Below are 23,903 nucleotides of genomic sequence, written 5' to 3'. Positions count from 1 at the left end.
GCCCCCAGCTCAGCCGAACTCGCGCAGACGCTGCAGCAGGCGCCGATACGGCGCCGGACGCGCGGCCTGTGTCTCACCGCCGGTGCCGATCACCACCGTCGCCGTGGTACCCGCCGGATAGGGATGCGCCTGGGTCGCCGCATCCAGGCGAATACGTACCGGCACCCGCTGCGCCAGACGTACCCACTCCAGATTGGAGTCCACCGTCGCCAGCCCTTTGCGCCCCGGCGTCGCGCTGCTGTCGTTGACCCCGGCGGAGATGCTGTCTACCGTGCCGTGCAGAATGCGATCGCTGCCCAGCGGGGTGATCTGCGCCGGTGAGCCGCGGCGCACTCCGGCCAGCTTGGTCTCCTCCATATAGGCCTGCACGTAAAAGCTGTTCTGCTTAATCAGCGCCACGGCGTTAACCCCGCGGTTGATAAACTCGCCGCCGTGAACCTGCAGGTTGGTCACCCAGCCGCTGGCCGGCGCCCGCACCACCGTGCGCTCCAGATCCAGCTGCGCCAAGGTTCGGGTCGCCTGCGCTCGGGCCAACTGTTGCTCGGCCGCCGCCAGCGCGCTGTAGGCGAGATCGATGCTCTCCTGGGCGACGATGCGCCCACCCAGCTCGGCCCGGCGCTGCGACTCTCGCCGTTTCTCCGTCACCAGCGCCTGATAGTAGCGCTCGTCCGCCTCGGCCTGCGCCAGCGCCGCGCGGTAGCGCTGCGGATCGATGCGAAACAGCACCGCCCCCTGCGCCACCCGCTGGTTATCCTGTACCTGCACGTTCTCCACCAGCCCGCTGACGTCGGGGGCGATGGCAACCACGTCGGCGCTGAAACGCGCGTCCCGCGTCCAGGGAGAGGCGGTATAGAACACCCAGGCCTTGAAGACCGCCAGCGCGGCCAGCGCCAGTAAGGCCAGCGTAATGGCCACTCGCGTCATGCGTCCAATCCAACGCTTCACAAAACCCCCTTCAGATAAAAAGCCAGCTCACCAGATAAAACAGACACCCGTACAGCGCGCAGTTAAACAGCGCGGGGTGCCAAATCATGTCGTACAGCCCGCTGGGCTGCAGCAGACGCCGCAGCAGCCAGAACAAGGGCAGAGCCGCCAGCAGCGCAAAAAAGGCCGGCGGAAAAGAGAGGCCAAACAGCACCATCACGGGCAGCGTTCCCATGGCAAAATCCTTACTTAACGACGCATGCCCGCACGAAGCTGACGACAAAAGACGGCGGACAGAGAAAAGGGGTGGCGGTTACGCGATGTGCGCCGCAGGCGCAGGGCGGAACAGATGCGCCCCGACATCGGCGGCGCAGGGACATGTTAGCCTAATGCGCCGCGTGGATATATAATCTGTGACGCAAATCACTTTTTATTGTAAATAAACAATCAGCGGTGATTATCTATTGTCGATAAGAAAAAATGCGCATAAAACAGGCAGATGGTTCTGAATTCGGCCACCACCATTAAGACAGGATTAAAAATGGAGCGATTAAAGCGTATGGCCATCTTCGCTCGGGTGGTCGAGTGCGGCTCGTTTACCGGCGCCGCAGCGCAGCTGGCGATGAGCGTGTCATCCATCAGCCAGACCATTACCAAGCTGGAGCGCGCCCTGCAGATCAGGCTGCTCAACCGCAGCACCCGCCGCATCAGCCTGACCGAAGCTGGACGCATCTATTATCAGGGCTGTCGCAAGATGCTGCAGGAGGCCCAGGAGGTGCACGAACAGCTGTACGCCTATAACAATACCCCCAGCGGCACCCTGCGCATCGGCTGCTCGGCCACCATGGCGCAAAACGTTCTGGCGCCGATCAGCGCCCGGATGCTGGCCGAATATCCCGGGCTGTCGGTCAACCTGGTCACCGGCGTCCCGGCGCCCGACCTGATCGCCGACGGGCTGGATCTGGTAGTCCGCGCCGGCGATCTCCAGGACTCACGCCTGTTCTGCCGCGCCCTGGGCGCCATGCCCATGGTGATCTGCGCCGCCAAAGGCTACCTGCAGCGACACGGAACCCCGGAGAGTCCCGCCGAGCTGGGCAGCTATAGCTGGCTCAACTTTAGCGGCCAGCCCGCCCACGACCTGACGCTGATCGCCCCGGAGGGGGAGTCGCTGCGGCTGATGCCCAGCGGACGCTTCCACACCAATGATGCTCAGACCCTGCTGAGCTGGCTGAACGCCGGGGCCGGGATCACCTATCTGCCGCTGATGTGGGTGATCGACGCGGTGCGGCGTAAAGAGGTCGAGATCCTGTTCCCCCAGTACCAGTCCACCCCGCGCCCGGTGTATGCGCTGTACGCCCAAAAGGCACACCTGCCCGTCAAGCTGCGTCTCTGTCTAGAGTACCTAAGCGACTATTTTGCCCAGATGGCAGACACCTTCCGCGATACCCGCCAGGAGAAATAGCGCGGGCCGGCAAATGCCGGCCCGCGGGACATACCGTGGCGAATCGCGCCGAACTCAGGCGGTGCCGCCGACGGTCATCGCATCCAGCTTCAGCGTCGGCTGGCCGACGCCGACCGGCACGCTCTGCCCCTCTTTGCCGCAGACCCCGACGCCCTTATCCAGCGCTAGATCGTTGCCGACCATCGAGATCTGCTGCATCACCTCAATGCCGGAGCCGATCAGGGTCGCCCCCTTCACCGGATGGGTGATCCGTCCCTTCTCGATCAGATAGGCTTCCGAAGTGGAGAAGACAAACTTACCGGAGGTGATATCGACCTGACCACCGGCGAAGTTAGGGGCATACAACCCATACTCCACGCTCTCGATAATCGCCTGCGGCGTGCTCTCGCCGGCCAGCATATAGGTGTTGGTCATCCGCGGCATCGGCAGGTGGGCATAGGATTCGCGGCGGCCGTTGCCGGTCGGCGCCATCCCCATCAGGCGGGCGTTGAGCTTATCCTGCATATAGCCGCGCAGCACTCCGTTCTCAATCAGCACGTTGTACTGGCCGGGCACCCCTTCGTCGTCCACCGCCAGCGAGCCGCGCCGCGCCTCCAGCGTACCGTCGTCCACCACGGTACACAGCGGCGAGGCCACCTGCTGGCCCAGCTGACCGCTGAACACGGAGGTGCCGCGCCGGTTAAAGTCCCCCTCCAGCCCGTGGCCGACCGCCTCGTGCAGCAGCACCCCCGGCCAGCCGGCGCCGAGCACCACCGGCATGGTACCGGCTGGCGCCGCCTTGGCGTGCAGGTTGACCAGCGCCATGCGTACCGCCTCGCGCGCATAAGCATCGGCACACACCTCGCCGTCACGGGGGGTCAGGAAGTAGTCATAGCCAAAGCGGCCGCCGCCGCCGCTGCTGCCGCGCTCACGGCGGCCATCCTGCTCTACCAGCACGCTGACGGAGAGGCGCACCAGCGGCCGTACGTCCGCCGCCAGCGTGCCGTCGCTGGCGGCCACCAGCACCAGCTCATACACCCCGGTCAGGCTGGCGTTCACCTCCTGAACCCGGGCATCGGCCGCCCGCGCCACCCGATCGACCTGCGCCAGCAGCGCGATCTTCTCCTCGCGCGGCAGGCTATCGAGCGGGGAGTGCGTGCCGTAGCGGGAAACTGCCTTGAGCCCTCCCAGGGTGTGCGCCCGCCCATCGCCCTGCTCACGCACGATGCTGCGCGCGGCGTGGGCACTCTGGGTCAGCGCCTGCAGGGTTATCTGATCGGCATAGGCGAACCCGGTCTTTTCACCGTGGATGGCCCGCACCCCCACCCCCTGATCGATATGGTAAGAGCCCTCTTTAATGATGCGATCTTCCAATACCCAGGATTCGTGGACGCTGGACTGAAAATAGAGATCGGCATAGTCCAGGCGGCGGGCGTTCAACTGCCCCAAGACATTATATAAATCCTGATGATTCAGGTTATTGGCAGCCAGTAACTGCTCACTGACAAACGTCAGACTCATGGTGTTTTTACCCTTGGTGAAGATGGATCAGCTCAGGCTGGAATCGGTTGTGCTGTGCCAGCGGCATCTGCCCGCGCAGCACGCTCAGTGAGTTGGTGTTCACTTTAATCTTTATCGGCCGTACGGCATCGGCGTTCTGCTGCAGCACGCGGCCCCAGCCGTCCACCGCCATGCTGTGGCCCCAGGTACGCCGGGTCGCGCCGTGGCTGCCGACCTGGGCCGGCGCCAGGATATAGCACTGGTTTTCAATCGCCCGGGCGCGCAGCAGCACCTCCCAGTGCGCCTCGCCCGTCACCCGGGTAAAGGCGGCCGGCACCGAGATAAGCTCCGCCCCCTGCGCGCGCAGCGCCTGGAACAGTCCGGGAAAGCGCAGATCGTAGCAGATGGTCATCCCCAGACGCCCCACAGGCGTATCCACCACCGTCAGCAGTTCGCCATGGCGGTAAACGTCAGACTCACGATAGCGGCCATGCGCGTCACGCACCTCGACGTCGAACATGTGCAGCTTGTCGTAGCGGGCGCGCAGCGCGCCGCCGTCATCAAACAGCAGGCTACTTGAGGTAATGCAGCCGGCGTCCTCGCGGCTGTATAGCGGCATCGAACCGACCAACAGCCACACCCCGTAGCGGCGCGCCAGCTCGCGCACCGCCGCCTGGAGCGGACCGTCACCCTCCCGCTCGGCGTGCTGGCGGTACCCCGCGGCGTCGCTGAACAGCAGCGCATTCTCCGGGGTCAGCGCCAGCCTGATATTGCCGTTGAGCTGCTTCAACTGCTGCTCAATCTGCGCCAGGTTGGCGCGGCTGTTTTCACCGCTACACAGTTGCAGTAAGGCGACGTTGGCATTCCTCATTGTGCCTTCTCCTTCTTCGGCTGACGTAACACTTCATGGATCGTCGGGCTGTCGAGCCCGCCGCTTATGTTGTAGCGTATCAGCGATATTTTATTCCACAATGGCGCCAGCACTTTTGACGCGGCAAAGACCGCGGCCCCCACCACCGGGTTAACGGCAAAGGCGGTGGCCACGCCGACCGTCGCCGACAGCTCCGGCGCGATCACCGCCTGCATATCGATCCGCTGGGTCACCAGGTTCACCGTGCCGTTCATCGCCACGTCCGCAGAAAGGCCATCGATCAGCAGATCGTCCGTCGACATCACCCCGTGCTGTAGGGCGATATGCCCCTTGATGCCATCGAAGTAGAAGCCTTCGCCGAAGGTGTCGCTAAAGTCCAGCCGCAGCTTGCGCAGCAGAGCATCAAAGCTCACCAGGCGCAGCAGCTGACCGGCGCGCCCGGTATCCATGCTCTCAAGCACCCCCTTGCCCAGGCTCACCCGCAGCGCGCCATCCAGCGTCTCTACGCGCGGCTGCCAGGGCTCCCCCTGCCAGCGGAGATCGTACTCGCCCTTAAAGGCGGACTGCTTCAGCGGCAGGGTCTGGCCAAAAAAGTCCGCGCTGTCCGTCAGGTTCGCCCCCTGCAGCACCCCGCTGATCTGCGTCCGGCTGATGCCGTCCTGCTGCTGCCAGCGGCCACTCAGCGTCAGACGAGTGTTACCGCTGTCCAGCAGGCCATCCGTCAGCCGCAGGGTATCTCCCTCCACCCGCATATCGGCGGCCACTTTCCCCAGGTTTTGCCCCATAAACCAGCACGACTGACAGCGCAGCTGCATGGCCGGCCAGCGGCGAAACAGGGGCGGCTGACCGGCGACCGGCCGGGCGATGGGCGCCGCGCTCCCCGGCATCATCGGCTGGGGATCGTAGTACAGAAAGTCCAGCGCAGCGCTCAGCTGCCCGGCGCCCAGACGCGCGGTACCGCGGATTTCGCGGCCATCGGCGCGCAGATGCGTCGTCTCCCCCTGGCGCGTCAGCGCCAGGCTCAGCTGGTGCCAGGCCTGCCCACCCAGCAGCAGCCGCGGCGTAGAAAGGGTTATCTGCGCCGGCAGACGCAGCACGCTGCGGCTATCCAACTGCGACGACAGCGGCGCCGCTAGCAGGGCCAGCCACCCGGCGCCGTCCAGCGGCGGCAGGCGCAGCGTGGCCTGACCGGGCTGCGTCTGCGGCGCAGCGCTGCTCTGGCTGTCCCAGCTCAGGCTGTCCAGCGCCACGCCGCGCGGGCCGAGCGCCACGTTCGCGGCAAAATGGCTGTCGCGGCCCAGACTGCCGTTGAGCGTAAAGCCCACCATATCGCCGTCGGCGTTAACCTTCAGCCGCTGGGCCGCGCCGGCCGCTTTCGTCAGCGGCGCGGGCAGCGTACTGGCCACCGCGCGCAGGTCAGCCTCGACGTCGACCTGATAGCGGCTGGCGCCGCGGTCAGGCAGATCGATCGCCACCTTACCCTGCCAGGGGGCGTTCCCCTGCAGACGCGTATCCATACCCGACGGCAGCCACGGCAGACGGGCCGGCAGCCAGTCGCCATTCAGATCGACCGCGACCTGATACCGATCGGCCTGGGGTACGGTGGCAAACTGCAGCGTCAGCGGCTGCCCCAGCCAGTGGGCGCGCAGCCGATCGCTCTGCAGGCGACCATCGTCGAAGCGAAACGCGCCGCTGACCCCCTGCATCTGGCTGCCGAGGGGCTTGATAAACAGTGAGTTATTGTCCAGGCGCACCTCTCCGCGGGCGCGGGTATCGCCACCGTCGAGCGGAATATCCAGATCCAGGCGCCCCGTCACGTCGCCGCCCACCTGCAGCTCATCCAGCGTCGCGCCCACGGAGCTTTTCAGCGGCGACAGCATGAAATAGTCGCGCACCGCCTTGCCACTGCCGGACACTCCGGCGCGGATCAGCAGGCGCTCGGCGCCATACTGCGGGATATCCGCGTGAATAGCGCTGCCGCGCGCCGCCCCCAGATGGGCCGACGGGGCAAACATCCACAGTCCGTCGTTCAGGAAATTGAGGTCGATGGACAGATCGGTCAGCGGGGCCCAGTCCGGCTGAAAGCGGAAGGTGGCCTGGCGCAGCGGCACATAGACCTGAAACTGACCGTCGTGGTGCGGATAGGGGAACTGCTGCGGATCGCCGTCATACAGCAGCGTGGCGTTCTCCACCGCGCCCCCCTCCAGCGCCCCGCTCAGGTAGTCCGTCAGCGCCGTTCCCATCAGTGGCTCGGGGAAATAGCGCCAGGCCTCGCGGGCGTCCGTCAGGCGAATCCCGGCCAGAATACTGAGCAGCGCCGGCCCCGTCGTCGGCTGATGGTAGCGAAAGCCGCCGTGACTCCACAGGGCGCGCGCCTGCACATCCACATCCTGTCCGCTCAGCGTCCACCCCTGAGCATCGCGGGTAAAGTTGACCGCGCCGCTGGCGCGCTGCACCGACAGCGGCGCCCGGAACATCGCAGCATAAGGTAGCGTACTGTCTTTCAGGGTGAAACGCAGCCGAGCATCCTGCCCGCTGCCGCTCAGGGAGCCGCTGAAGCGATCGATGCCGGGCAGCAGCTTCCAGGGCTGCCAGCTGACGCCGCGCCAATCGGCCAGCACCCGGCTGCGCTCGGGATGCTGCAGCGGAATATCGACGCCCACCCGGCTGATGTACCCCTGCGGCTGCAGACGCTGCAGCGGCTCCACCAGCGCCGGAGACAGGAAGCTGAAGGTCGGCAGCAGCGGCGTAATGCGCGCCAGCTGCAGATCGGTGGCCCGCAGCCGCAGCTCTTCATCCTGCGCCGTCCCCTGCCTGGGCAGGTAGAGCAGGCTCAGACTCCCTGCCGGCCAAGATTGGCCATCCGTCGCCAGATTCAGGCGCGGGACATCCAGGCGCCAGCCATCCTGGTAACGCGCGGCACGCAGCGTCAGATCATCGACGGTTAAACGGTGGCGCTGGCTGGACGCTTGCCAGTCAGCCTGGCCGTCACGCAGACGGATCTGCGCCGCCTGCATCTCGCCTTTATGGATGGTCAACCAGGCATCTAAGCTGAAGTCAGCGCCGCTCACCCCGGTGTTGCGGTTGACCCAACGGCTCAGCCAGGGGGTAAGGTCGATCTGCTGCGCCTGTAGGTAGAGTTCACCATCGCTGAGCAAGCCGTTTTTATCGCGCAGATCCATGCGGACCTGGAGGGTGCCATGTTGCCCCTGTGGGGTGGTAAAACTCACCTCACCCTCGGCACGATGACGATCCGGGCTGTTCAGCCAGGTCAGTTGCGGAATGGTCAGTTGCAGTTGGGTGCCCGAGGGCGAGGGGAAACTCAGGCGACTGTCGCGCAGGGTAAAGTGGTCAAACTGGCGCAGGAAGATGTTGCTCAGCTCGTCGCGCTTCAGGCCGCCATGGCCCTCTTCGCGCACCAGCGGGCGATCGGTGCTGGCCTGCAGCTGATAAAACGTCAGATCGCGAAACTGCGGACGCGCGTGCAGCAGCGACTGCCAGACATCCAGCCCCAGCGTCATGCGCCGTACCTGCAGCTGCCCCTGCGCCCCCTGCAGGGCGATGTCGCGCGCCTCTAGCGTGGGGCCAAAGGATTGCCAGCTGGCGCTCAGCGCGCCGATGGTCAGCGGCGCGCCGATAAACTGGCCGAGGCGCGCGGCGATCTGCGGGCGCACGCTGTCGATGTGCGGCAGCAGTAAACGCAGCCCGCTCACCAGCAAAGCGACCAGCACTATCAGGGTCGCCAGCGTTGCCAGCAGGTAACCGGGCAGTCGCCTCACGCAGTTCTCCTATCGTTCAAACATGACCCAGCGGATCGATCCCGTCCCCGGCGTCAGCGCCGTTACATCATCACCACGTCGAACTGCTCCTGACTGTAGAGCGGCTCAATCTGTACTTTAACCTGTTTGCCGACAAACAGCTCGACCTCCGCCAGAGCGTGGGACTCTTCGCTCTTCAGCGCCTCGCCCACCGCCGGGGAGGCATACACCAGGAAGCGATCGCTGTCATAGGCATGGTGTACCCGCACGATCTCGCGCAGGATCTCGTAGCACACCGTCTCCACGGTTTTCACCGTACCGCGGCCGTGACAGGTAGGGCACTCGCCGCACAGCACGTGCTCGATGCTCTCACGGGTACGCTTACGGGTCATCTCTACCAAGCCTAGCTGCGAAAAGCCATTGATGCTGGTTTTTGCCCGATCCTTACTGAGAGCCTGCTCCAGGGAGTGCAGCACCCGGCGCCGGTGATCCTCGCCGCTCATGTCGATAAAGTCGATGATGATGATGCCGCCCAGGTTACGCAGGCGCAGCTGGCGGGCAATGGCCTGGGTCGCCTCTATGTTGGTATTGAAGATGGTCTCATCCAGATTGCGGTGGCCGACGAAGGCGCCGGTGTTAATGTCGATGGTGGTCATCGCCTCGGTCTGATCGATGATCAGATAGCCGCCCGACTTCAGCTCCACCCGACGCTCCAGCGCCCGCTGGATCTCGTTCTCCACATCGTACATGTCAAAGATCGGCTGCTTACCGCTGTACAGCTCCAGGCAGGGGGTCATCTCCGGCATGTATTCGCGGGTGAAGTCCTGCAGCAGATCGTAGGTCAGACGCGAGTCCACCCGGATGCGATCCAGCGGAGCCCCGGCAAAGTCGCGCAGCACCCGCTGCGCCAGCGCCAGCTCACCGTACAGCGTGCACTTGGTCTTATTGCGCCGCTTGCGCTCCATCACCTTGATCCACAGGCGCTTGAGAAAAGCGGCGTCCTGCGCCAGCTCCTCGTCGTCGGCCCCCTCCGCCGCCGTGCGGATAATAAAGCCGCCCAGTTCGTCGCAGTGCGGGGCGACGATCGCCTTCAGGCGCTCACGCTCCGCCTCGCTGTCGATGCGCTGCGATACCCCGACGTGGCTGGCCCCCGGCATAAACACCAGATAGCGCGACGGCAGGGTAATATCGGTGGTCAGCCGCGCCCCCTTGGTCCCCAGCGGATCCTTCACCACCTGCACCATCAGATCCTGTCCCTGACGCACCAGCTCGGCGATATCGCGCACGTGAAAGTTCTTCTGTTCGTCACCGGCAACGCACTCGGTGTGCGGCATGATATCGGAGGCGTGCAGAAACGCCGCCTTCTCCAGACCAATATCTACAAAGGCCGCCTGCATTCCGGGCAAAACCCGGCTCACGCGCCCTTTGTATATATTGCCGACGATGCCGCGCTTGGACTCGCGCTCAATATGGATCTCCTGCAGGATACCGCCATCGATATAGGCTACGCGCGTTTCCGATGGGGTAACGTTAACCAACAGTTCAGTTGTCATGCTCTCTCCTCACATCCTTTAACGCCATAAAGCGTGCCAGCAGCTCGCGGGTCTCCACCAGCGGCAGTCCCACCACCGCATGGTAACTGCCGTTGATCGCGCGGACGAAACAGCCCCCCTTGCCCTGAATGCCGTAGGCGCCGGCCTTGTCCAGCGGCTCGCCGCTGGCCACATAGTCGGCGATCTGCGCCTCGCTCAGGGGACAGAAGGTCACCTCGGTCGCCACGTGACAGCTGAGGCAGTCTCGCCGATCGGCCAGGGTCAGCGCCGTGATCACCTGATGGCTACGCCCGGACAGGCGCCGCAGCATCAGCGCCGCCTGCGCCGGATCCTGCGGCTTCTCCAGCACCTCGCCGTCGAGTACCACGATGGTATCCGCCCCCAGCACCGGACGATCCTGCGCCGCGGCGGCCACGCCGGCCTGCGCCTTGTCACGCGACAGGCGACAAACATACGCCAGCGGCGCCTCGTTCTGGCGGCGCTGCTCCTCCACTGTCAGCGTTAAACGCTCAAAGGGAATCGCCATCAGCGTCAGCAGTTCGCGCCGACGCGGGGAGCCAGAGGCCAGATAGATTTCACACATACGCTTTCGATAACCCTGTATTCAGCGCCGCCGCGCGCCGTCACTGCACGGCAAACTGGCGGCGCACCTTACGCATCAGCAGGAACAGCCACGGCCATAGCAGCCCGTTCACTACACTACTCCAGAATACTTCCGGGCGGAATGCTGCGCTCGTGACCACAAACTCCCCCAGAAAATCACGATGTCCATCGCCGCCGTCAGCACCATGACCATCAGGGCCTGCTGCCACAGCGCCATATTGCGCAGCAGCTGAAACTTAAAGGCCACCAGATAGGCCAGCAGGCTAAAGGCCAGCGCGCGGATCCCCAGAGTTGACCCCAGGATCAGATCCCACCCCAGCCCCAGCAGAAAGCCGGTGCCGACGTTAACCCGGTGCGGCAGCGCCATGGTCCAGTAAATCAGAAACAGCGCCAGCCAGTTGGGGCGAAACATGGCGATATTATCCGGCCAGGGCATGATCTGAAGCACATAGGCCAGCAGGAAGAACAGCCAGATAATCCAGCGTCCATGGCTACGGTATCCCGACATCAACGCACCTCCTGTTTACGGCCCTGTGCCGCCGTACCCGGCGCGACGGCCGGCTTCGCACTTCCCGCCGCGGGGGCGGCGGGAGGCGTCGGCGCAGATCCGGCGTTCGATGCGGGCGGCGGCGCCGGTGGCCCCATCGCCGACGGCGGCGGCAGCACCTGCGGCATCATCTGCATCAGGCGCTCGTTGGCCACCCGCTGTACCGCATCCGGCGGCAGCGGCAGGGTGCCGTCGCGATCGCCGCTCCACAGCAGCAGCAGGTAGCGCAGGCGCTGCAGACCGGCGGTCGGCCGCGCCTTGATCACCGTATAGGCCCGCTGGTTATCCACCTTCACCGATGAAACCACCGCCACTGGGTAGCCCTCCGGGAAGCGGCCGCCCAGGCCGGAGGTCACCAGCACATCGCCGACGCGAATATCGGTATTCGCCGGCAGGTGCTCCAGCTGCAGATCGTCGCTGCAGCCGTTACCGGCGGCCAGCACGCGGATATCGTTGCGCAGCACCTGGATCGGCAGCGCATGGGAGGCGTTGCAGATCAGCAGCACCCGGCTGGTCGCTTTACCGACCGCCACTACCTGGCCGACCACCCCTTTGTCGCTGATCACCGGCTGACCGAAGTAAACACCGCTGCTGCTGCCCTTATCGATCACCACCTGATCGCTGTAGGGATCGGGCAGCGCAGAGATGACCTGGGTCACCATCTTGTGTTCATCCTGACGCAGCGGCGACCCCAACAGTTCGCGCAGGCGCGCGTTTTCCTGCTTCAATTGTCCCTGTAGCAGCAGATCGCTGTTTTTTAATAAGAGTTCTTGACGAAGCGCCCGGTTCTCCAGCTCCAGCCGATCGCGGGTGGCGAAGGTATTGGAGAGGGTATCCAGGAACTGACGGGGACCGTTGGACAGATAATAGAACGGACTCACGGAGGTATCGAGGTAGGCGCGGATCTGCTGAAACATGCCCAAACGGCTGTCAGCCACCACCAGTCCTACCGCCACCACCACCGCCAAAAAAAGTCGCAGTTGCAGGGAAGGACCCCTGCTGAATATCGGCTTCATAAAATTGCGTTATCCTCGACGTCGGGGCCGCGCCGCGCGCAGCCCCGCGCATGTAGCGATCGCGCGATACACGAACACCGGACAGGGAGATCGCCCCGCCCGGTGTCCGGCATTCATATCATCCCCGGCGGACGCCCGCGCCCGCCGCAGAGAGATTACTCTTCGCTGAACAGATCACCGCCATGCATGTCGATCATTTCCAACGCCTTGCCGCCGCCGCGCGCCACGCAGGTCAGCGGATCTTCGGCCACCACGACCGGGATCCCAGTCTCTTCCATCAGCAGACGGTCCAGGTTACGCAGCAGCGCGCCGCCGCCGGTCAGCACCATGCCGCGTTCGGAGATATCGGAGGCCAGCTCCGGCGGGCACTGCTCCAGCGCCACCATCACCGCGCTAACGATGCCGGTCAGCGGCTCCTGCAGCGCCTCCAGGATTTCATTGGAGTTGAGGGTAAAGCCGCGCGGAACCCCTTCAGCCAGGTTACGGCCGCGCACTTCGATCTCACGCACCTCATCGCCCGGATAGGCGGAGCCGATCTCATGCTTGATGCGCTCCGCGGTCGCCTCGCCGATCAGCGAACCGTAGTTACGGCGCACATAATTAGTGATCGCTTCGTCAAAGCGGTCGCCGCCGATGCGAACGGAGGAGGAGTACACCACGCCGTTGAGGGAGATCACCGCCACTTCCGTGGTACCGCCGCCGATATCCACCACCATGGATCCCGTCGCCTCGGAAACCGGCAGGCCGGCGCCGATCGCGGCCGCCATCGGCTCTTCGATCAGGAACACCTCGCGGGCACCGGCACCCTGGGCAGACTCACGGATGGCGCGGCGCTCAACCTGCGTGGCGCCGACCGGCACGCACACCAGCACGCGCGGGCTCGGGCGCATGAAGCTATTGCTGTGCACCTGCTTGATGAAGTACTGCAGCATCTTCTCGGTGACAAAGAAGTCGGCAATCACGCCGTCTTTCATCGGGCGGATGGCGGCGATATTACCCGGCGTACGGCCGAGCATCTGCTTCGCTTCATGCCCCACGGCGGCAACGCTTTTCGGAGAACCGGCGCGGTCCTGGCGAATGGCGACCACGGAAGACTCATTCAAAACAATGCCTTGTCCTTTAACATAAATCAGGGTATTGGCAGTACCCAGGTCGATGGACAAGTCATTGGAAAACATGCCACGAAATTTTTTAAACATAACTGAAGGATAATCCTGAAAGCTGGAGGCGAAAAATAAAATCCGCTTACTTTACCAACCACGCGGAACAGCGACAAGGCGCAAAAACGTCCTGCTCCGGTGAAAAATTACACCGCGTTTACCATTCAACAGATTAGAGTGGTATTTATCATGACACCACGCTGGAACGCCGACGCAAACGGGGAAACGCTGCCCCGAAGACGATAGCACGCCCCACATCGCCACGTTACCGCACCACGCATCCGTTACCGGCCGCAACACAGCGCATCAATAATTCAGATAAATCATATTTCAACGGCACAGCGTGCGGGAAACCTGCGTCGTTTTCCCGCGCTTCGGGAGGACTCCGACGATATGCGCCGGGCGGCGCGTAAGCGCCCACCAACCGTATAAGCGCAGATTACACGCTATTCTACGTGAATTTTCCCTGACAAAAAGCGCAATTCATTATCCGTCACAATATTTTTTCCAACTAGAGAACCGGTCGCGATTTTGCAAAAAAATCCCCCTGCCCGCCGGCGATCCCTTTTTCCCTGAGGACTCGCCACTCCTCTTTGCTGCGCACCCCGGTGGCGAAGACCTGCGCGATGGTGCCCTCGCAGGCGCCGGTGATACTCTGCACAAACAGCTGGTTTTCGATACGCCGGTCAATATTGCGCACTAGCGCCGGGTGCAGCTTCACCAGCGCCACCTGCAGCGGCTTGATATAGGTGGTGCTGACGATGCGCAGCCCAGCCTGAGAGACTACCACCTGACACTCCAGTCCGCGCAGCAGACGCAGGATCGGGGCCAGCCGCGCCTGGTGGGCGCAGACGTCCGCCTCGCTCAGCTCGATCAGGATGCGCTGGCGCAGCGGGCGCTCACTCTGCAGCAGGGTGTCACGCAGCCAGCGCTGAAAGCTGCGCTGTAATAATGAGTCAACCGTCAGTGGAAAGGCCAGCCTTTGTCCCGGCAGGCGACGCAACAACGGAATAATCTGACTGACCATCTGACGATCGAAGCGTTCCGCCAGCCCCAGCTGCTGTACCAGCGGCATAAATTCGGCGCTGGGGATCGGCTGATTGCCGTCATAGATGTACGGCAAGATGTAATGGTGATGCACCCGCCCATCCACCGTCACCGCGGGTTTGTGGAACAGCCGCGCCCCGCCGCGCGCCAGGGTCTGCTCCAGCAGGGTACGCCAGCGCACGCTGCCGCGCACCATCTCCGGCTGTGGAATCGGATCGACAAACCATCCGTTACCACCCTGCAGGGTCGCGCTGCGCGCCGCCTGCTCGGCGCGATCCATCACCGACTCCACCTGCTCGCCGGCGCGGTACAGGGTGATCCCGATATGCAGCACCTCATCGGCAATCACCCCCGGCGCGGAGGGGATGGCCGCCAGCGAGGCCAACAGCTGGGCGGCGAAGCCCTCCGCCTCTTTCAACGAGCGATGCGGCAGCAGTACGGCAAAGTTATTCTGAAAATAGTGGGCCAGCAGGCCGGAGGGATAGCGCATGACATAGGTCGACAGCATATTGGTCAGCGCATAGCGAAACTCTTCGCGCTGGCGCCGTCCCGGCTGGCTGGCCAACGCCTCCAGATCCGGCAGGCGCAGGATCATCACCACGCCGTGGGCTCCGTCATCCTCCAGCAGGGTGGTCAGCTGATTATCGAAGAACAGGCGGTTATTCAACCCGGTGCGTGAGTCCTGCGCGGCAAAAGCACGGATCAGCGAATCGATCCGGCTGCGCTCTTCGCGCGCATCGGACAGCTCGGAGAGCAGGCAGTCGAGCGCGCTGCTGGCGCTGGCGGGAAACTCGCCGACCCCGCCCGCCCGCAGATCGCGATCGCCGGACAGAATGCGACGCGCCCGGCGCTCCAGCCGCTCGATCCCCTGGGTCTGTCCACGCAGCCAGCGATAGGCGATAAACAGCATGATCACCATAACCCCAATGGAGAGCGAGAGCGGGAACATGCGCTCCAGCGAGTGGCTGTAGCTGGCCGTCGGCTCAATGTAGACCATCTTCAGGCGATAGCCCGGGTGCTGCAGCAGCGGCGACTCAAAGCTACGCAGGTTATCGTTGGTACGCCACGGGTTATACAGCGCGGGCAGGTGATGGTAATAGACCTGGCGATCATCGTGATAAACCGCCAGCTCAACGGCACCGGCCGATCGCATCATCACCGGCAGCCAGCGCTTTACGCTGTCGCGGGATTCGGTCAACAGCTGCTGGTCGATCATCGCCGTCAGGATATTAAGCTGGGTCTCCGCGCGCTGGTGGGTCTGGTTGTAAAAGCTATAGGTGCTGCCCAGCAGCATCAGAAACATCCCTAATGCCACCAGTAAGGTAATGAAGGCAAAGAATTTGGTTGTAATACGCATCCCTGACCCTGCCCATTCCGTTAAGCGTCATCGCCGTGAAAAAAAGACGCCCTCTGCGCGCGCCGCCGCCCGGGAGAGGCGTCTGCCTCAATAGTAAACAATTCCGACGTCGACCATATCATCATTTATATAAATTGTTTTTGCAGATCTAATTTTTCCTTTTAATACAAACGACCTCAGAGGGCGCACAAAATGTCGGATACGCCACAGTTTTGACATTTACCGTCCGGGTTCATCGCCGCCGCGCTTTACAACACCGGGAAGGATTGCAAAAAATCACCTTGCAATACAATGGATTACACATAAACACAATGATTAACTGACAGGGATATCCTATGAAAAAATTATCTTTCACGGGCGGCCTGAGCCTGCTGCTGTGCGCCGCGGCGCCGGCGCTGGCCCACACCGGCGCCGGGACGACCCACGGCTTCTGGGCGGGTGTCTACCACCCGCTGTCCGGTCTCGATCACCTGTTGGCGATGCTGACGGTGGGGCTGTGGGCCGCCCAGCGCGGCGGCAAGGCGCTGTGGTGGGTGCCCGCCGCCTTCGTTCTCACCATGATCGCCGGCGGCGCCCTGACCCAGGTGACCGACCGGGTGCCCGGGCAAGCCGTCGAGTTCGGCATCACCGCCTCAGTGCTGGCGCTGGGGCTGCTGGTCGCCGCCCGGGTACGCCTACCTCTGCTGCCCAGCTGCCTGCTGGTCGGGCTGTTCGCCCTGTTCCACGGCTATGCCCACGGTATGGAGATGCCGGCCGACGCCGGCGGGCTGAGCTACAGCCTGGGATTTGCCCTGGTGACCGCCCTGCTGCACGGGGCCGGGCTGACGCTGGGGCTGCTGTTCGGGCACATAGAGCGGCGCGGGCTACATTATCTGACGCCGCTCACCGGTGGGATGGTTGCCGTAGCGGGCGGCGCCCTATTCCTGTTATAGAATAGGCATCGCCGCCGCAGAAACGCGTCGGCATTCAGCCACTCAATCAACAGGATCCCATCATGAAAGCGCTGCTACTCGACAACCGTGACGGTCAGACCCATGCCCATATTCAACAGCTGAACAGCGACGACCTGCCCGCCGGGGAGGTTCTGGTCGACGTGCACTGGTCCGGTCTTAACTACAAAGATGCGCTGGCCATCACCGGCAAGGGCAAGATCGTGCGCCAGTTTCCCATGGTGCCGGGTATCGATTTTGCCGGGGTCGTGAACCAGAGTACCGACGCGCGCTTCGCCCCCGGCCAGGAGGTACTGCTGACCGGCTGGGGCGTCGGGGAGCATCACTGGGGCGGGCTGGCGCAGCAGGCGCGGGTCGCCGCCGACTGGCTGCTGCCGATGCCGCAGGGGCTGGATGGCCGCCGGGCGATGATTATCGGCACCGCCGGCCTGACCGCCATGCTGTGCGTGATGGCGCTGGAAGAGGGAGGCGTTCCCCCTGAGCAGGGCGACGTGTTGGTCACCGGCGCCAGCGGCGGCGTCGGCAGCACCGCCGTCGCGCTACTCAGCCGCCTGGGCTATCGGGTGACGGCCGTCAGCGGACGGGAGGAGAACCACGACTATCTGCTGGCGCTCGGCGCGCAGCAGGTGCTGCCACGGGCCGATTTCCAGACCCCGGCCCGCCCGCTGGAAAAACAGCGCTGGAGCGGCGCCGTTGACACCGTCGGCGGCGAGGTGCTGGCCAAAACGCTGGCGCAGATGGACAGCAACGGCACGGTCGCCGCCTGTGGGCTGGCAGGCGGCTTTACTCTGCCGACCACCGTGATGCCGTTCATTCTGCGCAACGTGCGGCTGCAGGGCGTGGACTCGGTGATGGCCTCGCCCGAACGCCGCACCCTGGCCTGGCAGCGTCTGGCCGAGCTGCTGCCGGCCGACTTCTACCGTCGCTGCGCCAACGAGATCACCCTGGAGCAGGCGATCCCGGCCGCGGCCGATCTGATGGCAAACCGCATCACCGGACGCACGCTGGTGCGCCTGCGCTAACCCCACCGCGCGGCGGGAACTCCCGCCGCCAAGTATAACAATTTTGTGATACTCGCCACCGCAGGTCTCTTTCCTGCCATGATGCACATAAGACCCATTATCAAGGAGTGCGACCATGGCCCGATACCCGACACTGCGCGATGCCGATGTCACCCCGGAAGATCTGTTCTACCAGCGGCGCCGCGTACTCAAAGCGCTCGGCATCAGCGCCGCAGCGCTGGCCATCACCCCGTCGGCCCACGCCGATCTGCTCAGCTGGTTTAAGGGGAACGATCGTCCGCCCGCGCCGCCGGGCAAGCCGCTGGAGTTCACCCGTCCTCCCGCCTGGCAGGCCGATCTACCGCTGACCCCGGAAGACAAGGTCAGCGGTTACAATAACTTCTACGAGTTTGGCCTGGACAAGGCTGATCCGGCCGCCAACGCGGGATCCCTGCGCACCGACGGCTGGACGATCACCCTCGACGGCGAGGTGGCCAAACCGATGACCCTGGATATGGACGATATCCTGCGCCGCTTCCCGCTGCAGGAGCGCATCTACCGCATGCGCTGCGTAGAGGCCTGGTCCATGGTGATCCCCTGGGTCGGCTTTGAGCTGGGAGAACTGCTGCGCCAGGCTGAGCCCACCAGCCGGGCGCGCTATGTCGCCTTTACCACCCTGTACGATCCCGAACAGATGCCAGGCCAAAAGGATCGCTTTATCGGCGGCGGCCTGAAGTACCCCTATGTCGAAGGGCTGCGGATAGACGAGGCCATGCACCCGCTGACCCTGCTCAGCGTCGGGGTCTACGGCAAGGGGCTGCCGCCGCAGAACGGGGCGCCGATCCGCCTGACGGTACCGTGGAAATACGGTTTTAAGGGTATCAAATCGATCGTGCATATCCGTCTGGTGGAAAATGCGCCGCCCACCACCTGGAATCTGCTCGCCCCTAAAGAGTACGGCTTTTATGCCAACGTCAACCCGCAGGTTGACCACCCGCGCTGGTCCCAGGCCAGCGAGCGGCTGATCGGCAGCGGCGGAATTCTGGACGTCAAGCGACAGCCGACGCTGCCGTTTAACGGCTATGCCGATCAGGTCGCCTCGCTGTATCAGGGGATGGATCTGAGGAAATACTACTGATGAAACGCCTGAGCCCTGCCCAGATTACCGCGCTGAAGTGGCTGATTTGGCTAGCGGCGGGCCTGCCGCTGCTGTGGCTGCCGCTGGCGGCAAGCCAGGGCTGGCTCAGCGCCGATCCGGCCAAGGACATTCAGCACATGACCGGACTGATGGCGCTAAAGCTGCTGCTGGCGACCCTGCTGGTATCGCCGCTGGCGCGGCTGACCCGCCAGAGCCTGCTGATGCGAACCCGCCGCCTGCTGGGGATATGGTGCTTTGTCTGGGCTTCGCTGCACCTGCTGAGCTACCTGCTGCTGGAGCTGGGCGGCAACGTCGCGCTGCTGGGCAGCGAGCTGCTGCGCCGTCCCTACCTCACGCTGGGGCTGGTTGCCTGGCTGATCCTGCTGGCCCTGACCCTGACCTCGACCCGGCGCGCCATGTCCGCCCTGGGCCCCCGCTGGCAAAAGCTGCATAACCTGGTCTATCTGGCGGCGATTATCGCTCCGCTGCACTACCTGTGGTCGGTCAAGACGCTCTCCCCTCTGCCGTTTTTTTACGCACTCGGCGCCCTCATCTTGTTAGCATTGCGTTATCAAAAAATCCGCCAATGGTGGCGATAACCAGTGGAACTTGCAGCCATTTTTAGAATCTAACCTCTAACGTGCCGTCGCGATCGCCGCGGCGGCGGGTTGCATATCTTCGCTGATTCGACCAGTATTCAGCTGCGAATTGATCCGAAATCATTATAATGCCCGACTTTATACGCCGATCGATGCCACAAATTGGCAGAGAAAGAGTGACAACGCGGCGACATCGGGTTATTTTGGCAAAATTCGTCTGATTGCCGGAGATAGCAGCACAATGGCAGATAAGTTCAACATTTTGCTTCTTAACGGTCCCAATCTGAATATGCTGGGCGTCCGCGAGCCGGAAAAATACGGCACCCTGACGCTAGCGCAGATTGCGGCGCGCCTGGATCGGCGCGCGCAGACGCTCGGCGTTTCGCTGCGCCATGTTCAGTCCAATGCAGAGCATGAGCTGATCGCCCAGATCCATGCCGCGTTTGGCAATACCGATTTTATTCTGATTAACCCGGCGGCGTTTACCCACACCAGCGTAGCGCTGCGCGATGCCCTGTTGGCGGTGCAGATCCCGTTTATCGAGATCCATCTCTCCAACGTGCACGCCCGGGAGCCGTTCCGCCACCACTCCTATCTGTCCGATATCGCCGTGGGGGTCATTTGTGGTCTGGGTGCCGAGGGATATGAGTATGCCCTGCAGGCGGCGGTTAATCGCCTGAACGCATCATGATAAACCGGGACGTGCGCCCGTCTGCCGCTGTGCGCGGCGCGCGTCCACAATCTTCGTAACAACAACGAGTACGGAATCACACATGGATATTCGTAAAATCAAGAAACTGATCGAACTGGTTGAAGAATCCGGCATCGCCGAGCTGGAAATCTCTGAAGGTGAAGAATCAGTACGCATCAGTCGTGCCCCGGCCGCCATGCCGGCCATGCAACCGTTCTACGCCGCAGCCCCGGCTCCGGTTGCCGCCCCGGTCGCCGCCGCGCCAGCCGTGGCAGCCCCCGCCGCAGCCGACAACGGCAGCGCGGCCCTGAGCGGTCATGTCGTCCGTTCTCCGATGGTCGGTACTTTCTACCGCACCCCGAGCCCGGAAGCCAAAGCGTTCGTCGAAGTGGGCCAGAAGGTCAACGCCGGCGATCCGCTGTGCATCGTTGAAGCGATGAAAATGATGAACCAGATCGAAGCCGATAAGTCCGGCGTCGTTAAGGCGATCCTGGTAGAAAACGGCCAACCGGTTGAGTTTGACGAGCCGTTGGTGGTCATCGAATAACGGGGCGAACATGCTAGATAAAATTGTTATCGCTAACCGTGGTGAAATCGCCCTGCGGATCCTGCGCGCCTGTAAGGAGCTGGGGATCAAAACCGTAGCGGTGCACTCCACGGCGGATCGCGATCTAAAACACGTACTGCTGGCGGACGAAACCATCTGTATCGGCCCGGCGCAGTCCGTTAAAAGTTACCTCAATATCCCGGCCATCATCTCCGCGGCGGAAATCACCGGCGCGGTGGCGATCCATCCGGGATACGGGTTCCTGTCTGAAAACGCCGACTTCGCTGAACAGGTGGAGCGTTCCGGTTTTATCTTCATCGGCCCCAAAGCGGAGACCATCCGTCTGATGGGGGACAAAGTCTCTGCCATCAGCGCAATGAAGAAAGCCGGCGTGCCGTGCGTTCCCGGCTCCGATGGCCCGCTGGACGACGACATGGATAAAAACCGTGCCTTCGCCAAGCGCATCGGTTATCCGGTGATAATCAAGGCCTCCGGCGGCGGCGGCGGTCGCGGCATGCGCGTCGTACGCAGCGATAAGGATCTGGCCCAGTCGATCCTGATGACCAAGGCGGAAGCCAAAGCGGCGTTCAACAACGACATGGTCTACATGGAGAAGTACCTGGAGAATCCGCGCCACATCGAGATCCAGGTACTGGCCGACGGCCAGGGTAACGCCATCTATCTGGCCGAGCGCGACTGCTCCATGCAGCGCCGCCACCAGAAAGTGGTGGAAGAGGCGCCAGCGCCGGGCATTACCCCGGAGCTGCGCCGCTACATCGGCGAACGCTGCGCCAAGGCCTGCGTCGATATCGGCTACCGCGGCGCGGGGACCTTTGAGTTTCTGTTTGAGAACGGCGAGTTCTATTTCATTGAGATGAACACCCGTATCCAGGTTGAGCATCCGGTGACCGAGATGATCACCGGGGTGGATCTGATCAAAGAGCAACTGCGTATCGCCGCCGGTCAGCCGCTGTCCATCAAACAGCACGAGGTGCAGGTGCGCGGTCACGCGATCGAATGCCGCATCAACGCCGAGGATCCGAAGAGCTTCCTGCCCAGCCCGGGTAAGATCACCCGCTTCCATGCGCCGGGCGGCTTCGGCGTTCGCTGGGAGTCCCATATCTACGCCGGTTATACCGTACCGCCGTACTATGACTCCATGATCGGCAAGCTTATCTGCTACGGTGAAAACCGTGACGTCGCCATCGCCCGCATGAAGAATGCGCTGGCAGAGCTGATCATCGACGGCATCAAGACCAACATCGAGCTGCAGCAGTCGATCATGAACGATGCCAACTTCCAGGCCGGCGGCAGCAACATTCACTACCTGGAGAAAAAGCTGGGCCTGCAGGAGAAGTAACGCTCCGTTAGGCTCCGTTCCTCAAAGGCCGGGTAACCGGCCTTTTGTTTTTCCTGCGTAAACCCGACGCTGCATCTGTGTGCGCATTGCCGTACAATTCCCTGCTTTTTGCTTGTTTGCTTACCGATACTGGGAGATCCCATGGATGCACGTTTCGCGCAGGCGCACCGTGAAGCCCGCTGGGCCTTAGGGCTAACGCTGGTCTATCTGTTCGCCTGGATTGCCGCAGGCTACCTGCCCAACAGCCTGCTGGGCATCACCGGTCTGCCGCACTGGTTCGAAATGGCCTGCCTGCTGCTGCCGCTGCTGTTTATTCTGCTGTGCTGGACCATGGTCCGCCTGATATTCAAGTCCATACCGCTGGGGAGCGATGATGCAGACTGACGTAATCCTGCCACTGGTAGGCTACCTCGCCTTGGTGTTCGGCCTGTCGATTTATGCCTATCGCCGCCGCCAGAAAGGCAACTTCCTCAACGACTATTTTCTGGGCGACCGCTCGATGGGCGGATTTGTCCTGGCGATGACCCTGACCGCCACCTACATCAGCGCCAGCTCCTTTATCGGCGGCCCGGGGGCGGCCTATAAATACGGTCTTGGCTGGGTGCTGCTGGCGATGATCCAGCTGCCCGCCGTATGGCTCTCGCTGGGCATATTGGGCAAGAAGTTCGCCATTCTGGCGCGCCGCTACCAGGCGGTCACCCTCAATGACATGCTGTACGCGCGCTACGGCAGCCGTCTGCTGGTATGGGTCGCTAGCCTCAGCCTGCTGGTCGCCTTTATCGGGGCGATGACGGTGCAGTTTATCGGCGGCGCGCGCCTGCTGGAGAGCGCCGCCGGTATTCCCTATGACGCCGGGCTGCTGATCTTCGGGGTCACCATCGCCCTATACACCGCCTTCGGCGGCTTTCGCGCCAGCGTGCTCAACGATGCCATGCAGGGCGTAGTGATGCTGCTGGGCACCCTGCTGCTGTTGATCGGCATCATCCACGCCGCCGGCGGTATGCACGCCGCCGTAGAGACCCTGCAGCGCATCGATCCCAAGCTGGTCTCCCCCCACGGGGCCGACGATATCCTGAGCCTGCCGTTTATGGCGTCGTTCTGGATCCTGGTCTGCTTTGGCGTCATCGGTCTGCCGCATACCGCCGTCCGCTGCATCTCCTACAAAGACAGCAAGGCGGTTCACCGCGCCATCATCATCGGCACCATCGTGGTGGCGCTGCTGATGCTCGGCATGCACCTGGCCGGCGCCCTTGGCCGGGCGGTGCTGCCGGATCTGACGGTGCCGGATATGGTGATCCCCACGCTGATGGTGCGGGTGCTGCCCCCCTTCGCCGCCGGGATCTTCCTAGCGGCGCCGATGGCGGCGATCATGTCGACGATCAACGCCCAGCTGCTACAATCCTCGGCGACCATCGTCAAAGATCTCTATCTGGGGCTGCGTCCTCAGGCGCTGCACAATGAGCGCCGTCTGGCCCGCCTCTCGGCCGCTTCGACCCTGATCCTCGGCGCCCTGCTGCTGCTGGCAGCCTGGCGTCCGCCGGAGATGATCATTTGGCTTAACCTGCTGGCCTTCGGCGGCCTGGAGGCGGTGTTCCTGTGGCCGCTGGTGCTGGGACTCTACTGGGAGCGGGCCAATGCGCACGGCGCCCTGAGCTCCATGATCGTCGGCGCCGCCAGCTACGCGCTGCTGGCCAGCCTGAAGATCCAGCTATTCCACCTGCACCCGATCGTACCTTCCCTGCTGCTGGGCCTGCTGGCCTTCTGGGCAGGCAACCATTTTGGCAGCCGTCCGAATCCCGCGGTCGCTGCCAGCGAATCAACTGACTAAAAAGAGACATGC

At 63.2% G+C, this 23,903-nt stretch carries 20 protein-coding genes and 1 pseudogene; 10 read left to right on the top strand and 11 right to left on the bottom strand.

The window, feature by feature from the left end:
• Positions 1-9: 9 nt before the first annotated feature.
• Complete coding sequence (gene aaeA / locus QY76_RS04980) at positions 10-945, bottom strand: p-hydroxybenzoic acid efflux pump subunit AaeA (RefSeq protein WP_034164802.1); 936 nt, start codon at positions 943-945, stop codon at positions 10-12.
• Positions 946-955: 10 nt separating this feature from the next.
• The gene (aaeX, locus tag QY76_RS04975) at positions 956-1,159 is read right to left on the bottom strand and encodes a p-hydroxybenzoic acid efflux pump operon protein AaeX (RefSeq protein WP_012849940.1); all 204 of its coding nucleotides are present in this window, start codon (positions 1,157-1,159) and stop codon (positions 956-958) included.
• Between the two features lie 306 nt (positions 1,160-1,465).
• Here aaeX and aaeR point away from each other — a divergent pair, with 306 nt between their 5' ends.
• On the top strand, positions 1,466-2,386 hold the full coding sequence (gene aaeR, locus QY76_RS04970; RefSeq protein ID WP_034164803.1) for an HTH-type transcriptional activator AaeR: 921 nt from the start codon (positions 1,466-1,468) through the stop codon (positions 2,384-2,386).
• A gap of 54 nt (positions 2,387-2,440) precedes the next feature.
• Here the strand turns inward: aaeR and tldD are convergent, their stop codons facing one another.
• The 9 genes and pseudogenes from tldD to csrD form a co-directional block, all read right to left on the bottom strand.
• Entirely contained in the window at positions 2,441-3,886 is a 1,446-nt protein-coding gene (gene tldD, locus QY76_RS04965; RefSeq protein WP_045427148.1) for a metalloprotease TldD, read from the bottom strand.
• A gap of 7 nt (positions 3,887-3,893) precedes the next feature.
• Positions 3,894-4,736, bottom strand: a complete 843-nt coding sequence (gene nit1 / locus QY76_RS04960; RefSeq protein WP_034164806.1) for a deaminated glutathione amidase — start codon at positions 4,734-4,736, stop codon at positions 3,894-3,896.
• Positions 4,733-8,515, bottom strand: coding sequence for an AsmA2 domain-containing protein YhdP (yhdP, locus tag QY76_RS04955; RefSeq protein ID WP_045427145.1), 3,783 nt, complete (start codon positions 8,513-8,515; stop codon positions 4,733-4,735). The genes nit1 and yhdP overlap by 4 nt, the downstream gene beginning before the upstream one ends.
• Positions 8,516-8,577: 62 nt before the next feature.
• A complete protein-coding gene (gene rng, locus QY76_RS04950) occupies positions 8,578-10,047 on the bottom strand; it encodes a ribonuclease G (protein ID WP_034164808.1) in 1,470 nt (489 codons plus the stop codon).
• Positions 10,037-10,630, bottom strand: coding sequence for a nucleoside triphosphate pyrophosphatase (locus QY76_RS04945; RefSeq protein WP_034164809.1), 594 nt, complete (start codon positions 10,628-10,630; stop codon positions 10,037-10,039). The genes rng and QY76_RS04945 overlap by 11 nt, the downstream gene beginning before the upstream one ends.
• Before the next feature lie 40 nt (positions 10,631-10,670).
• Positions 10,671-11,158: pseudogene (gene mreD / locus QY76_RS04940) on the bottom strand (rod shape-determining protein MreD).
• Complete coding sequence (gene mreC, locus QY76_RS04935; RefSeq protein ID WP_045427142.1) at positions 11,158-12,213, bottom strand: rod shape-determining protein MreC; 1,056 nt, start codon at positions 12,211-12,213, stop codon at positions 11,158-11,160. Before mreC ends, mreD begins: the two are co-directional and overlap by 1 nt.
• A 155-nt stretch (positions 12,214-12,368) precedes the next feature.
• A complete protein-coding gene (gene mreB, locus QY76_RS04930; protein ID WP_045427138.1) occupies positions 12,369-13,412 on the bottom strand; it encodes a rod shape-determining protein MreB in 1,044 nt (347 codons plus the stop codon).
• A gap of 472 nt (positions 13,413-13,884) precedes the next feature.
• Complete coding sequence (gene csrD / locus QY76_RS04925) at positions 13,885-15,777, bottom strand: RNase E specificity factor CsrD (protein ID WP_049648764.1); 1,893 nt, start codon at positions 15,775-15,777, stop codon at positions 13,885-13,887.
• Positions 15,778-16,112: 335 nt separating this feature from the next.
• Between csrD and QY76_RS04920 the strand changes: the two genes are divergently transcribed.
• The 9 genes from QY76_RS04920 to panF all read left to right on the top strand — a co-directional run bounded on the left by QY76_RS04920 (position 16,113) and on the right by panF (position 23,891).
• Positions 16,113-16,709, top strand: a complete 597-nt coding sequence (locus QY76_RS04920) for a HupE/UreJ family protein (RefSeq protein WP_034164813.1) — start codon at positions 16,113-16,115, stop codon at positions 16,707-16,709.
• Between the two features lie 62 nt (positions 16,710-16,771).
• The gene (locus QY76_RS04915) at positions 16,772-17,749 is read left to right on the top strand and encodes an oxidoreductase (protein ID WP_034164815.1); all 978 of its coding nucleotides are present in this window, start codon (positions 16,772-16,774) and stop codon (positions 17,747-17,749) included.
• A 115-nt stretch (positions 17,750-17,864) separates the two neighbouring features.
• Positions 17,865-18,866 (top strand): protein-methionine-sulfoxide reductase catalytic subunit MsrP, encoded by a 1,002-nt coding sequence (gene msrP, locus QY76_RS04910; RefSeq protein WP_034164816.1) that lies wholly within the window; start codon positions 17,865-17,867, stop codon positions 18,864-18,866.
• Positions 18,866-19,465: a protein-methionine-sulfoxide reductase heme-binding subunit MsrQ gene (msrQ, locus tag QY76_RS04905; RefSeq protein ID WP_034164817.1), complete on the top strand. Its 600-nt coding sequence runs from the start codon at positions 18,866-18,868 to the stop codon at positions 19,463-19,465. Before msrP ends, msrQ begins: the two co-directional genes overlap by 1 nt.
• 241 nt (positions 19,466-19,706) lie before the next feature.
• Positions 19,707-20,156 (top strand): type II 3-dehydroquinate dehydratase, encoded by a 450-nt coding sequence (aroQ, locus tag QY76_RS04900; protein WP_034164818.1) that lies wholly within the window; start codon positions 19,707-19,709, stop codon positions 20,154-20,156.
• A gap of 82 nt (positions 20,157-20,238) precedes the next feature.
• Positions 20,239-20,703, top strand: coding sequence for an acetyl-CoA carboxylase biotin carboxyl carrier protein (gene accB, locus QY76_RS04895; RefSeq protein ID WP_034164819.1), 465 nt, complete (start codon positions 20,239-20,241; stop codon positions 20,701-20,703).
• Positions 20,704-20,713: 10 nt separating this feature from the next.
• Positions 20,714-22,063, top strand: coding sequence for an acetyl-CoA carboxylase biotin carboxylase subunit (gene accC, locus QY76_RS04890; protein ID WP_012849957.1), 1,350 nt, complete (start codon positions 20,714-20,716; stop codon positions 22,061-22,063).
• 141 nt (positions 22,064-22,204) lie between these two features.
• Entirely contained in the window at positions 22,205-22,447 is a 243-nt protein-coding gene (locus QY76_RS04885; RefSeq protein WP_015872707.1) for a YhdT family protein, read from the top strand.
• Positions 22,437-23,891, top strand: a complete 1,455-nt coding sequence (gene panF / locus QY76_RS04880; RefSeq protein ID WP_045427133.1) for a sodium/pantothenate symporter — start codon at positions 22,437-22,439, stop codon at positions 23,889-23,891. Before QY76_RS04885 ends, panF begins: the two co-directional genes overlap by 11 nt.
• Positions 23,892-23,903: the final 12 nt, after the last annotated feature.

Source organism: Edwardsiella sp. EA181011 (genome assembly GCF_000800725.1).
GTDB classification, from domain to species: Bacteria; Pseudomonadota; Gammaproteobacteria; order Enterobacterales; family Enterobacteriaceae; genus Edwardsiella; species Edwardsiella anguillarum.
This window is presented reverse-complemented; position numbering and strand designations above follow the sequence as displayed.